Consider the following 12,920-nt stretch of genomic DNA (forward strand, 5'->3'; position numbering starts at 1 on the left):
AGTGCGCCCGTGAAAGAACTTTCCCACCGGCCCCGGCGGATGATCTCTTCACTGGTGGCCTGCCTGGTTCTCGTGGCCGGCCTGCTCGTCGCCCCGGCGCCGGCCGCCGCCGCCACCTGTCCCTGCACCATCTGGGCCGGCACGGAGGTGCCGGCCAACCCGGCCGACTCGGACACCTCGGCCGTCGAGGTCGGCGTGAAGTTCCGCTCGGACACCGACGGCTTCGTGAGCGGCGTGCGCTTCTACAAGGGCACCGGCAACAGCGGCACGCACGTCGGCCACCTGTGGAGTACGACCGGCACGAACCTCGGCACCGTCACGTTCGCCGGTGAGACCGCGACCGGCTGGCAGACCGCCACGTTCGCCGCTCCGATCGCGATCAGCGCGAACACCACGTACGTCGCGTCGTACTACGCGCCGAACGGCCGATACGCCGGCGACAACGGTGGGTTCGCGGCGGCCGGCGTCGACAACGCGCCCCTGCACGCGCTGCGCGACGGGGTGGACGGCGCCAACGGCGTATACCGGTACGGCACCGGCGGCGGCTTCCCCACCAACACGTGGCAGTCGAGCAATTACTGGGTCGACGTCGTGTTCAACTCCGGCGCGGCCGACACGACGCCGCCCACCGTCACCGGCACCACGCCGGCCCCGGGTGCGGCCGGCGTGGCCACCACGACGGCGGTGAGCGCCACGCTGAACGAGCCGCTGCAGAACGGGACCGCGGCACTCGCGCTGCGGGCCGGCAGCACAACCGTGACCGGCGCGACCGCGTACGACGCGAGCACCCGGACCGTGACGTTCACACCGTCGGCCGCACTTCAACTGTCCACGGTCTACACCGCCACGGTCAGCGGGGCGAAGGACACGGCCGGCAACACCATGACCGCGTACTCCTGGACATTCACGACGGCGAACTCCTCCGGCCCGGTCTGTCCGTGCACGATCTGGCCGTCCACCGCGACCCCGGCCACCGCCGCGGTCGCCGACAACAGCGCCGTCGAGATCGGCGTCAAGTTCCGGGCCACCGCCGCCGGCTACGTCACCGGACTGAAGTTCTACAAGGGCACCGGGAACACCGGGACGCACACCGGCTCCCTGTGGAACACCGCCGGCACCCGCCTGTCCACGGTCACGTTCACCGGCGAGAGCGCCACCGGCTGGCAGACCGCCACCCTGCCCAACCCGGTCGCGGTCACGGCGAACACCACCTATGTGGCGTCGTACCACACCGGCGCGGGCTTCTACTCGGCCACCGCCAACGGCCTGGCCTCGGCGGTGACCCGCGGCCCGCTGACCGCGCTGGCCAGCGCGGCCAACGGCGGCAACGGCGTCTACCGGTACGGCGCGAGCGCGTATCCCAACAGCACCTTCCAGGCGACCAACTACTGGGTCGACGTCGTGTTCGACACCACCGCCACCGACACCACGGCGCCGACCCTGGCCGGGCGCGCCCCGGCGCCCGGCGCCACCGGAGTTGCGGCCACCACCGCCGTGACCGCGACCTTCAGCGAACCGGTCACCGCCGCCGGCGTGGTCATGTCGCTGGCCGGCCCGTCGGGGGCGATCGCCGGCACGACGACGTACGACGCGGGGAGCAGCACGGCCACGTTCACCCTGTCGGCCGCTCTGGCCTACGCCACCACGTACACGGCATCGGTGAGCGGCGCCCGCGACGCCGCCGGCAACCTCATGACGCCGCAGAGCTGGACCTTCACCACCGGCACCGCGCCACCACCGCCGCCCGACCAGGGCCCCGGCGGGCCGGTGCTCGTCATCAAGTCGGCGGCGACCGGCGCCGGCGGTTTCACCCCGTTCCTCGCCGAGGTGCTGCGCACCGAGGGCCTCAACGAGTTCGCCACCGCCGACCTGACCACGGTCACGGCGTCCACGCTGAGCCAGTACGACGTGGTGCTTCTCGGCCAGACCCCGCTCACCGCCGCGCAGGTCAGCATGTTCACGACCTGGGTGACCGGCGGTGGGAACCTGATCGCCTTCCGCCCGGACAAGCAACTGGCCGGTCTGCTCGCCCTCACCGCCACGACCGGCACGCTCGCCGAGGGATACCTCAGGACCGACACGTCCGCGGCGCCGGGCGCCGGCATCACCGATCAGACGATCCAATACCACGGCACCGCCGACCGGTACACGCTGAACGGCGCCCGGGCGGTCGCCACGCTGTACTCGAACGCGACCACGGCCACCACCAATCCGGCGGTGTCGCTGGTCAGCGTGGGCGGCAACGGCGGTCAGGCCGCGGCCTTCAGCTTCGACCTGGCGCAGTCGCTGGTCTACACGCGTCAGGGCAACCCCGCCTGGGACGGCCAGGAACGCGACGGCACGACGCCGAGACGCTCCGACGACCTCTACTTCGGCGGCAGCGGCGCCACCGACTGGGTCAACCTGTCGAAGGCCGCCATCCCGCAGGCCGACGAGCAGCAGCGGCTGCTGGCCAACCTGGTCGGCAACATGAACCTGGACCGTAAGCCGCTGCCGAGGTTCTGGTACTTCCCGCGCAGCCTCAAGGCGGTCGTGATCGCCACCGGTGACGACCACGCCACCGGCGGCACGGCGGGCCGGTTCGACCAGTACACGGCCAACAGCCCGGCGAACTGCTCGGTCGACGACTGGCAGTGCGCCCGGTACACCTCATACGTCTACCCGAGCACTCCGCTGTCCAACGCCCAGGCGACGACCTACCAGTCGCGCGGCTTCGAGGTCGGCCTGCACCTCACCACCAACTGCGCCGACTACACCCAAAGCACGCTGACCGGGTTCTTCACCGATCAGCTCGGCACCTGGCGTTCGAAGTACAACACCGTGCCGTCGCCGGCCACCAACCGGACCCACTGCATCGCCTGGTCGGACTGGTCGAGCCAGGCCGGCATCGAGGCGGCCAACGGGATCCGGCTCGACACCAACTACTACTACTGGCCCGGCTCCTGGGTCGCCGACCGGCCGGGCTTCATGACCGGCTCCGGCATGCCGATGCGCTTCTCCGCCAAGACCGGCGGGCTCATCGACACCTACCAGGCCGCCACCCAGATGACCGATGAGTCCGATCAGAGCTACCCGTTCACCGTCAACACCCTGCTCGATCGGGCGCTCGGCGCCGAGGGCTACTACGGCGCCTTCACCGCGAACATGCACACCGACGCCGCCACCGAGTATCAGAGCGACCAGATGCTCGCCTCGGCGCAGGCCCGCGGGGTGCCGCTGATCACCGCCAGGCAAATGCTCACCTGGCTCGACGGGCGCAACGCGTCGTCGTACACGGGCATCTCGTGGTCCGGCAACAACCTCGCGTTCACGGTGAACGTGGGCACGGGCGGCAACGGGCTGACCGGCATGGTGCCCACGCTCGGCCCGGGCGGCCGGACGTTGACCACGCTGACCCGCGCGGGATCGCCGGTGTCGTTCACCAGGACGACGATCAAGGGCGTCGAGTACGCGATGTTCCCGGCCGCGACCGGCGCGTACGCAGCCGCGTACGAGTCCAGTGCGGCCGCCCCGGCGGTGACCGCGACCGTTCAGCAGGCCGAACCGACGACCGCGACGGTCATGCTGGCCGGCAGCACCGCCAGCCGGACCACCATCGAGTACGGCACGAACGCGGCCCAGCTCGCCACGACGGTGGTGGACAGCACCCAGGCGGCGAACCGGACCGTACGGCTGAGCGGTCTCCGGCCCGGCACCACCTACTGGTACCGGGTGCGAGTGACCACGCCGGGCGGCAGGACCACCGTCTCGCCGCTGCACCAGCTCAGCACCGCCGCCGCGGACAGCAGGGCGCCGGCCACCTCGAAGGTGTCCGTGGTGCCCCGGCCGGACGGGACGGCGACGGTGTCCTGGGGCACGGACGAGTCGGCCGCCGCCACACTGCTGGTGGGCGACAAGGCGACCGCCCTCGCCGCTTGGCCGGGGGACCTGGCGGGCCGGCAGCACCGCGCGGTGGTGACCGGGCTGGAGCCGCGGACCACGTACCACTACCGGGTGCGCAGCGTCGACCGGTCCGGCAACGTGACGGTGTGGCCGGCGCTCGGCAGGCCGGCGGCGACGTTCGTCTCGGCGGCGGCCGGCGTGGCCGACTACACCGTCGCGGGGCTGCGCACCGGAGAGGCGGACCGCACCACGGTCGCTTCCGACGGCGTACGGCTGGCCGGCGGCGCCCGGACCGGAACCATGGTCTCCCGGCTGCTCGACGCGGGTCAGATGGTCACCTGGGACCGGTTGTCGTATCAGGCGTCGGTACCCGCCGGGGCCGGGGTACGACTGTGGGTGCGCACCGGGAGCACCTCGACGCCCGGCGCCGGCTGGACCGGCTGGACGCAGGTGGGCCAGGGTGACCGGGTCGTGGGCGGCTCGCGCTACGCGCAGTACCGGGTGGAGCTGACCGGCGGCAGCGGCGCATCGCCGGTGCTGCACGGGGTCGGCATCACGAGCGACGCGAAGCCGTTGGACACACCGACCGAGACCGGGCACTAGGCAGCACGATGCCGTTCCCGGGGTGTCGCGACGACGCCCCGGGGAACAGCGCAGCGGCCGAACCTCGGTCAGTGTCGAAGGTCTGCTTCTTGACTCGTCGGTTCGCTCGATCAAGTTGGACGTCCGCGGCCGCGCGAGTCCCGCGCCGTCATGCGAACGTTCCCTTCGTCGTGGCGGTGGGAGCTTCGGTGCCGGTCAGTCGGCGATATGGGCGGTGTTGTCGAGCCAATGCTGGGCGAGGTGGGTGTCGCCGTCGATGCTGATGCCGGTGGCTTCGCGGTTGGTGAGAGGCAGTCGTCGGGTCAAGGTCAGCAGCAGCGATTGTGCCGGGCCGGTCACCGTCACATCGGCCTGTTGGGTTCTGGGCTGCCACGTCGCCCCGTCGGGCCGCCGTTCGACGAACCAGGCGCCCGTGTCGTCCGCGGTGTCGGTGGCCAGCCACTGCATGGTCTGCCCGGTGCCGCGGATGGCCTGGGCGGACTCGGACCGAAGCATCTGCCACGTGGGGGAGGTGAGCATCGCGAGGTGGTGGCTGATGAGCGCGGCCGCGATGTCGGCGTCGATGTCGACCGGTTGGTTCGCCGCGTTGGCTGCGTCGAAGCCGTGGATGACCGTCTCGTTGAGGACGTTGGACAGCCAGAAACGCGTTCCGGACCGCCCGTCTCCCGCAGCGTTGAACACCGGCGCGTCGAGCGCGTCATCGGAGAACGCGTTCGCGACCCGCTGCGCGGACTCCGATAGCCACGCCTGCCACTGGCGGGGGTCGGCGGGGAGTACGGCATATTCGGCAGGCAGCTGTGTGGGGTCGGTGATGCGCCGCTCGATGATCTCCGCGGTCCAGTGCTGGGTCTGGCCCACGTGCTCGACCAGGTCGGTGACGGTCCACTTCGGTGTGGTCGGCACGGCGGCGCCAGGTCCGGCCGCGGCGGCTGATTCCGCCAGGCGTCGGGTGTGTTCGACGATCGCTCGTCGGGCATGTTCCGCGTTCAGCTCGGTCATTGGATTGGCCCTTCGGTAGGTTCGTTGTGTTGTGTATGACTCGGCGTGCCGGCAGAACTCACCGGTGACCCGTGGATCGGCGTGTCAGGCGACATGCTGATCACCTCCTGAATCGTCAGGTCGCTCGACGAGTTGGCCTCGCTCGAACTTCGCGCCGACACAGACTAGTAGGGCTTTGTCACCCTTCGGGTGGGTGATGGTGACGGGTACGGGTTGATGTTGGTGTTGTGGAGTGATGGACACCGTTGGGGTGCAGCGTTTTGGTGATGATCTGGTCGAGTACGTCGGTGATGTGTTCGGGTCGTTGACTTATTCGGGGTGGCAGGAGCGGGCCGGGCATTATCTGCGGGGTTTGATGCTGGATGGGCGGCGTAAGTCGATCCAGCCGATGGCTGCCCGGTTGCATGGCCCGCATGAGCAGGCGTTGAACCATTTCGTCACGAACAGCCCGTGGGACGTGGCTCCGGTGCGCCGGCGGATCGCCGAGCGGATCGGTGAGGTGCTGGACGGCCCGGCGTGGGCGATCGATGACACCGGCCTGCTCAAGTACGGCAACGCATCGCCGTGCGTGGCCCGCCAGTACACAGGCACTGCGGGGAAGGTCACGAACTGTCAGGTCGCGGTGTCGGTGAGCCTGGTGACCGAGACCGCGTCGTGTCCGGTGGACTGGCGGCTGTTCCTGCCTCCGGTGTGGGATCCGGTGTCGCCGAAGGCGGCCGAGGACGTGGACCGGCGACGCAGGCGGGCGCAGATCCCGGACAGCGTCGGGCATACCGAGAAGTGGCGGCTCGCTCTCGCGATGATCGACGAGCTGCTCGGCTGGGGTTTACGTCCGAGCGTGCTGGTCGCCGATGCCGGTTACGGCGACGCCGGCGAGTTCCGGCAAGCCCTGGCCGAGCGCGGTATCGGCTACGCGGTGCAGGTCGCCCATACGATCACCGCTTACCCGCTCGCCGTCGAACGCACGACAGTGCCGTACTGCGGCGACGGCCCGTATCCGAAGAAGATCTACCGGCAGCCCGCCAGCCCCGTGCGTGACCTGCTGCTAGCCGCCGGCGCCGACGCGGCACGGCGGGTGACCTGGCGCGACAGCTCCCGCCGCCGCAACGGCCGGCCGGTGCCCATGTCGTCGACGTTCGTGTTCCAGCGAGTCCGGCCGGCCGGTCCGGCCATCCGCTCAGCACACCTCGGCGAAGACCTGCCCGCGGCCTGGCTGATCGCGCAATGGCCGGCTGGTGAGCCCGAGCCGGTCAAGTACTGGCTATCGAACCTGCCCGCCCGCACACCGAAACGCACCCTGATCCGGCTGGCGAAGCTGCGCTGGCGCATCGAGCACGACTACCGCGAAATCAAGACCGGGCTCGGCCTGGACCACTACGAAGGCCGCACCTGGCAAGGCTGGCACCACCACACCACCCTCGTCTCCGCAGCCCACGCGTTTCTGACCCTGCAACGCCTGGACCCAAAAACCCATGCGCCGGAATGACTCTCTACGCCGTACTTCGACGCCTGCAAGCCCTGCTCGCCCGACTGATCGGCACCTGCCCAACCTGCCAAACCCGCTTCCCGCAACGCATCCAGCGCGCAGGACGAGGACCATGACAAAGCCCTACTAGTTGCTGATGTCGCGGGTCATGAAGTTGGCCCAGGCCGCGCCCAGCAGCACCACCAGGAAGACGATCTGGATGCCGGCGCCGCGTTCGATGTCGCGCCACAGCACCGGGTCGCGGAAGAAGTCGATCCAGGCCAGCCAGTAACGCGTCGGCAGGTAGGGGCGGATGGCGGCGGCCGCGTCCAGCGTGACCAGCACCTGGCTGGTCACCAGGACGGCCAGCGCGCCCATCGCCGCGCCCAGCGCCGAGTCGGTGAACGTGCTGAGGAACAGCGCGATCGCCGCCACGCCGAGCATCGAGACCACGATGTAGACGACCGTGGCCAGCAGGCGCATGGCCAGGCCGACCGGGGTGATCGTGACGCCGGACAGCGAGGTGACGTCGGCGGGGAGGGCGACGCCGGCCGAGGGCTCGCCGCCGAAGAGGGTGATGCCGGTGAGGAAGGACGTGATCAGCACCGCGCCGATCGCGAACAGGACGAAGACGCTCAGGCTGATCAGCTTGGCGACCAGCAGGCGGGTGCGGCCGACCGGGCGGATCAGCAGATATCTCAGCGTGCCGGTCTGCGCCTCGCCGGCCACCGCGTCGCCGGCCAGGACCGCCACCGAGACCGGCAGGAAGATCGGCATCACCAGGGCCATCGCGGCGGCCGGATAGAGCGCGCCGTTGCTCAGCACCGCGGACAGGAACGCGCCGCCCTGGCCGGGTGGCGGCGGGATGCGGGTGGTGGCCAGGAAGATCGCGACGATCAACGGCAGTGCGCAGAGCAGGCCGGCGATCACATAGGTGCGCGGGCGGCGGAAGAGTTTGGCCAGTTCGACCCGGATCACGACGCCTCCACGCGGTCGGAACTGGTGGTGGTCGCGTCCAGCACGACCTGCTCGAGAGTGCGCCGCTCGGCGCCGATCTCGGTGACCCGGATGCCGGCCTCGAGCAGTTCGGCGTTCAGGTCGCCGGCGTCGTCGTGGCGCACCGTCAGGCTCGGGCCGTCGCGCTTCTCCACCCGGCCGTCGAGCAGCGCCACCACCCGCTCCGGCTCGGGGGTGCCGACCAGCACCCGGCCGGTCGGGGCCTGCAGCTTGACCAGGTCGTCCTGCAGCACCAGGCGGCCGCGGTCCATCACGCCGACCCGGTCGCAGAGCGCCTCGATCTCGGCGAGCAGGTGGCTGGAGAGGAAGACCGTGGTGCCGTCGCGGTTGAGTTCGGCGAGCAGGTCGCGGATCTCGCGGATGCCGCGCGGGTCGAGGCCGTTGGTCGGCTCGTCCAGGATCAGCAAGCGTGGCTTGCGCAGCAGCGCCGACGCCAGGCCGAGGCGCTGGCGCATGCCCAGGGAGTAGGCCTTGACCGGGCGCCGGTCGATGCCGGCCAGCCCGACCCGCTCCAGGGCCTCGTCGACCCGGCGCTTGCGATCCGAGCGGCCACCGGAACCGGGTCCGGCCGCGTCCAGCAGCATCAAGTTCGCGCGGCCGGGCAGGTGCGGATACATGCCGGGGCCCTCGACCATCGCGCCGATCGACGGCAGCGCCTCGCGGACCCGGCGCGGCACCGGCACGCCGAGCACCTCGATCTCGCCGCGGGTCGCGAAGACCAGCCCGAGCAGCATCCGGACCAGCGTGGTCTTGCCGGAGCCGTTCGGGCCGAGCAGGCCGTAGCGGTCGCCCTCGCGCACGTCGAGATCGACGCCGTCGACGGCGGTGACCTTCCCGTACCGCTTGACGAGTCCCCTGGTGACGATCAACTGGCGCTCCCGGCGAGGTCGGCGGCGACGCTTTCGAGGACGGCGGGCTGCACGAAGCCGGCCACCAGATAGATCCGCTCGCCGCGGACCGCGAGCAGGGTGAGCAGGCCGGTGCCGAGCAGCGCCGCCTCGCCCTGCGGCACCTCGACGTCGGTGCCGAACGTGTCCAGCCGGTCGAACGCCTCGTTGCCGAAGCGGCCGGGCAGGGCCACCACGACGAACTGGGCGAGCCCGGTGCCGTACGTGCCCGCCGCGGTGACCCCGTCCACCGCCTCGTGCCGGGGCATGCCGCCGATCGACTCGGGCAGCACCGCGCGGCGCCGCCGGTTGATGAAGCTCAGGATGTCCGGGGCCGGCGCCACGGCGAAGCCGACGCCCTCCCGCCCGGCCGGCGGAGTGATCGTCGCGTCGTCCGGCGCGCTCTGGCGCAGCTCGAGGAAGCGGGTGCTGAACACCGGCCGCTCGCCGCCCTTCGCGGTCACCTCGGCCTGCACCGGCAGCCCGGTGGACGGGTCGGCCCACAGGTCCACGTGGTCGATGGTGGTGTCCGGGGACGCCGGCACCAGCCGCAGCCCGGCCGCGCTGATGCCGGCCACCCGCTTGCCGGCCAGCGGCTCGACCCGATCGCCCTCGGCGATGGCGAGCAGCCGGCGGATCAGCTCGGGCGGGGTCAGATCGGACGGGCGGGGCAGGCGCACCGGCTGGTCGCCGACCACCTGGGTGATCTGGTTGTCGCCGAAGTCCCAGATCACCTGGCTGCCGGGGGTCTGGTAGAGGTCACGCTCGGTCGCGCCGTCGATCACGTCCACCCGCCAGCGGTCGCGGGCCGCGTACCAGACCCGCATCTCGGTGCGGCCGCTCAGCGGCTTGGTGACCTCGTCGAGGTTGGGCAACGACGGCAGCGGGAGCAGGCCGCTGCTCTGCGCGTATCCCTGGTAGGCCAGATCGGCGGACGCGAGCATCGCCTGCCGCAGAGCCGCGGGGTCCGCGGAGGCGGTCGGGACCGGCCGGGCCCGGATCACGATGGGCACGCTGACCAGCACCGCGACGACGGCGATCACGACGATCCACCGGCGCCACGCCTGCGCGCTCACCACCGTTCCCAGGCCCATAGGCCAGCAACGGTACCCGCGGGTTCAGGCACTATTGGCTGGTGAGCGATATCCAGGCGGACCTGACGCGGGCCCGCGCGGGCGACGACGCGGCCTTCACCCGGCTGGTCGAACCACTGCGCGGCGAGCTGCACGCGCACTGCTACCGGATGCTCGGCTCGAGCCACGACGCGGACGACGCGCTGCAGGACGCGATGGTGCGGGCCTGGCGCGGCATCGGCCGGTTCGAGGGGCGCAGCACCCTGCGGTCCTGGCTCTACACGGTCGCCACCCGCACCTGTCTGGACCTGGTGGAGGGCCGCGGGCGGCGGGCGCTGCCGATCGATCTGGGTCCGGCCAGCGACCACGTGGTGGCGGGCGACCTGCCGGTGACGGAGGTGGCCTGGCTGGGGCCGTACCCGTCGGTCGAGCGCCGTGAGGACGTCGAGCTCGCCTTCGTGGCCGCGTTGCAGCACCTGCCGGGCAACCAGCGAGCGGCGCTGCTCCTCTTCGAGGTGCTGGACTTCAGCGCCGCCGAGATCGCCGCGATGATGGACACCTCGGCGGCCTCGGTCAACAGCGCCCTGCAGCGCGCGCGGGCGACGGTCCAAGACAAAATTCCGCAGGGTACGCGCGACCGCACGCTCCCCGACCCCCGCCTCCGAGCCACCGTGGCCGAGTTCGCCGGCGCCCTGGAACGCGGCGACGCGGACGGGCTGATCGCGCTGCTCACCAAGGACGTGACGTGGTCGATGCCGCCGATGCGGGCCTGGTACAGCGGCCTGGACAGCGTGACCGCCTTCGCGTGCGCGATCCCGCTCTCGTCCTGCGGGGCCTGGCGGCACGTCCCGGTGGACGCGAACGGCCGGCCCGCGGTGGCGGGTTATCTGCGGACCGTCGACGGCGGTCCGCACGAGTTCTGGTCGATCAACGCGTTCGGGTTCGACGGCGACCGGATCTCATCGGTGACCTCGTTCATCGGCCCGGACCACGCGGCTACGTTCGGGCTGCCACCGCGTCTGTGATCGCCGCGACCACGGTCTCGGTGGCGACCGCCCGGATCAGGTCGAGGTCGCCGCGCTCGGTGGCGGTCTCGCCGGTGGCCAGCGCCACCATCGCGTCGCCGTCATAGCGGGAGTGCGCCGGGTGGATGGCGCGGGCGAGGCCGGTGTGGCCGCTCTGCGCGAGCAGGTAGCAGTCGGTCTTGCTCAGCTTCGCGGTGGTCAGCACCACGCCGATCGTGGTGTTCTGCCGCTCGGCGAACGGCGTCGCGACGGTGGCCGGCGCGGCCTCGGTGCCGAGCACGTCACCCCAGGCGTTGACCACGATCAGCGCGGCCACCTCGGCCGCACCGGCCTTGCGGACCGCCCAGCCGACGCCGCCCGGTTCGACCCGGCCGCGCCACTTCCCGGTGGTGGCGCCGGCGCCCGCGCCCACCCGGCCGGACTCCAGCGGGACGCCGCTGAGCGCCGCGAGCGCCGCGGCCCGTCCGGTGGCCGCGTCCGGCGGGACGTCACCGGCCGAGGCGTCGAAGATGGACATGCCGACCACGATCGGCACCGGGCCGGCCGACGTGGGGAAACCGGCGCCCCGCTCGCGCAGCAACGTCATCACACCGTCGGCCGCGGAAAGTCCGAAAGCCGACCCTCCGGACAACACGACCGCGTCGACACGATCCACTAGACGAGTGGGATCGAGCAGAGCGAATTCACGAGTGGCCGGCGCACCGCCCCGGACCTCCCCGGATGCCACCGCGCCAAGCGGGGGCAGGACCACGGTAACGCCCGTGCCCGCGCCGGTAGCATGACCGGCCCACGCCGACAACAGTTGCGGTCCCATGCTCCGAGCTTAGGGACTGTCGCATCGCCGACGTATCAGTCCGGCCACCGAACGCTCGATTCGGTATGGCACAAGTCCGGCCGGCGGCGAGAGCAATCGGGAAGCACCAACTTCCCCCGACGAATCGCGAGGGCTTGATGGATCTACCGGGGCAGACCGGCACCGCGGAGCTGATGGCCCGGGCGGCGGCCGGCGACCAGTCGGCGTGGAACGCGCTGACCGACCGGTACACGAACCTGTTGTGGTCGGTGGCCCGCGCGATGCGGCTCAACGAGGCGGACGCCGCCGACGCGGTGCAGGCGACGTGGCTGCGGCTGGTGGAGAAGCTGGACACCATCCGCGACCCGGACCGGCTGCCCGGCTGGCTGTCCACCACGGTGCGCCGCGAGTGCCTGGCGGTGCTGCGGCAGCGCACCAAGACGGTGCCCACCGACGACTTCGACGACGTGCCCGACGAGGACACCCCGGCGCCGGACCGCGGCCTGCTGCGCGAGGAGCGCGATGCCGCGTTGTGGCAGGCGTTCGAGCAGATCTCGGCCCAGTGCCGGGCGCTGCTGCGGGTGCTGATGGCCGATCCCCCGCCGAGCTACGCGATGGTGGCGGTGGCGCTGGACATGCCGGTCGGCGGCATCGGCCCGACCCGGCAGCGCTGCCTGGCCACGCTGCGCCGGATCATGGCGGTGGCGTCGTGAGCGCGGCCGACGACGACCTGCTCGCCGACCTGCGCCGGGTGGCCGGGCTGGCCGACCCGGTGCCGGAGCACGTGCGGCTCGCGGCCCGCGCGGCGTTCGAGACGCGTGACCTGGACGCGCGGCTGGCTGAGCTGATCGCGGATTCGGCGGTGGAGTCCGGGTTCGAGGCGGTGCGGCAGGTGACCGACGAGCGCCTGTTGTCCTTCGAGGCGGACACCGCGCAGGTCGAGGTGACGGTGCGGGCCGAGGGCGCCGGCTGGACCATGATGGGCCAGATCTTCGGGGTGGGCGCCCGGGCGGCGTCGGTGGAGATCGGTGGGCCCGGCCGCATCCCGATCGAGCTCGACGACCTGGGCCGCTTCCTGATCGCGGACCTGCCCAGCGGGCCGGTGCGGCTGCGGCTGCGGCTGCCGACCGGCGAGAGCGTGCTGACCTCCTGGGTGACTCTGTGACCCCAGGCTTT

At 71.6% G+C, this 12,920-nt stretch carries 10 protein-coding genes; 5 read left to right on the forward strand and 5 right to left on the reverse strand.

What is annotated here, in order from left to right; all coding sequences use genetic code 11:
- Positions 1-9 precede the first annotated feature (9 nt).
- Positions 10-4,485 carry a DUF4082 domain-containing protein gene (locus ACZ6TI_RS27525; RefSeq protein ID WP_465348033.1) on the forward strand — a complete coding sequence of 1,492 codons (4,476 nt, stop codon included), beginning with the start codon at positions 10-12 and terminating at the stop codon, positions 4,483-4,485.
- Between the two features lie 195 nt (positions 4,486-4,680).
- Here the strand turns inward: ACZ6TI_RS27525 and ACZ6TI_RS27530 are convergent, their stop codons facing one another.
- Positions 4,681-5,484, reverse strand: coding sequence for a maleylpyruvate isomerase family mycothiol-dependent enzyme (locus ACZ6TI_RS27530; protein WP_465348034.1), 804 nt, complete (start codon positions 5,482-5,484; stop codon positions 4,681-4,683).
- A 235-nt stretch (positions 5,485-5,719) separates the two neighbouring features.
- On the opposite strand from ACZ6TI_RS27530, the gene ACZ6TI_RS27535 reads away from it, so the two are divergent.
- Positions 5,720-6,970 carry an IS701 family transposase gene (locus ACZ6TI_RS27535; RefSeq protein ID WP_465348035.1) on the forward strand — a complete coding sequence of 417 codons (1,251 nt, stop codon included), beginning with the start codon at positions 5,720-5,722 and terminating at the stop codon, positions 6,968-6,970.
- Between the two features lie 126 nt (positions 6,971-7,096).
- Here the strand turns inward: ACZ6TI_RS27535 and ACZ6TI_RS27540 are convergent, their stop codons facing one another.
- From ACZ6TI_RS27540 to ACZ6TI_RS27550, 3 genes are read right to left on the reverse strand one after another with little or no spacing between them, the layout of a single operon-like run.
- A complete protein-coding gene (locus ACZ6TI_RS27540) occupies positions 7,097-7,927 on the reverse strand; it encodes an ABC transporter permease (RefSeq protein ID WP_465348036.1) in 831 nt (276 codons plus the stop codon).
- The gene (locus ACZ6TI_RS27545; RefSeq protein WP_465348037.1) at positions 7,924-8,835 is read right to left on the reverse strand and encodes an ABC transporter ATP-binding protein; all 912 of its coding nucleotides are present in this window, start codon (positions 8,833-8,835) and stop codon (positions 7,924-7,926) included. Before ACZ6TI_RS27545 ends, ACZ6TI_RS27540 begins: the two co-directional genes overlap by 4 nt.
- On the reverse strand, positions 8,832-9,947 hold the full coding sequence (locus tag ACZ6TI_RS27550) for a LolA family protein (protein ID WP_465348038.1): 1,116 nt from the start codon (positions 9,945-9,947) through the stop codon (positions 8,832-8,834). The genes ACZ6TI_RS27545 and ACZ6TI_RS27550 overlap by 4 nt, the downstream gene beginning before the upstream one ends.
- Positions 9,948-9,988: 41 nt before the next feature.
- On the opposite strand from ACZ6TI_RS27550, the gene ACZ6TI_RS27555 reads away from it, so the two are divergent.
- A complete protein-coding gene (locus ACZ6TI_RS27555; RefSeq protein ID WP_465348039.1) occupies positions 9,989-10,951 on the forward strand; it encodes a sigma-70 family RNA polymerase sigma factor in 963 nt (320 codons plus the stop codon).
- On the opposite strand, the gene ACZ6TI_RS27560 is transcribed toward ACZ6TI_RS27555, so the two are convergent.
- Positions 10,923-11,765 (reverse strand): P1 family peptidase, encoded by an 843-nt coding sequence (locus ACZ6TI_RS27560; protein ID WP_465348040.1) that lies wholly within the window; start codon positions 11,763-11,765, stop codon positions 10,923-10,925. The genes ACZ6TI_RS27555 and ACZ6TI_RS27560 overlap by 29 nt on opposite strands.
- Before the next feature lie 137 nt (positions 11,766-11,902).
- On the opposite strand from ACZ6TI_RS27560, the gene ACZ6TI_RS27565 reads away from it, so the two are divergent.
- Together ACZ6TI_RS27565 and ACZ6TI_RS27570 are read left to right on the forward strand one after the other, a co-directional pair.
- A complete protein-coding gene (locus tag ACZ6TI_RS27565; RefSeq protein ID WP_465348041.1) occupies positions 11,903-12,457 on the forward strand; it encodes an RNA polymerase sigma factor in 555 nt (184 codons plus the stop codon).
- Entirely contained in the window at positions 12,454-12,909 is a 456-nt protein-coding gene (locus ACZ6TI_RS27570) for a hypothetical protein (protein ID WP_465348042.1), read from the forward strand. The genes ACZ6TI_RS27565 and ACZ6TI_RS27570 overlap by 4 nt, the downstream gene beginning before the upstream one ends.
- Positions 12,910-12,920: the final 11 nt, after the last annotated feature.

It is taken from the genome of Actinoplanes sp. NPDC051388 (assembly GCF_055586225.1).

Coding starts and splice junctions, on each gene's coding strand:
- ACZ6TI_RS27560 (WP_465348040.1), bottom strand. CDS start 11,765: ATGGGACCGCAACTGTTGTCGGCGTGGGCCGGTCATGCTACCGGCGCG.
- ACZ6TI_RS27550 (WP_465348038.1), bottom strand. CDS start 9,947: ATGGGCCTGGGAACGGTGGTGAGCGCGCAGGCGTGGCGCCGGTGGATC.
- ACZ6TI_RS27535 (WP_465348035.1), top strand. CDS start 5,720: ATGGACACCGTTGGGGTGCAGCGTTTTGGTGATGATCTGGTCGAGTAC.
- ACZ6TI_RS27565 (WP_465348041.1), top strand. CDS start 11,903: ATGGATCTACCGGGGCAGACCGGCACCGCGGAGCTGATGGCCCGGGCG.
- ACZ6TI_RS27530 (WP_465348034.1), bottom strand. CDS start 5,484: ATGACCGAGCTGAACGCGGAACATGCCCGACGAGCGATCGTCGAACAC.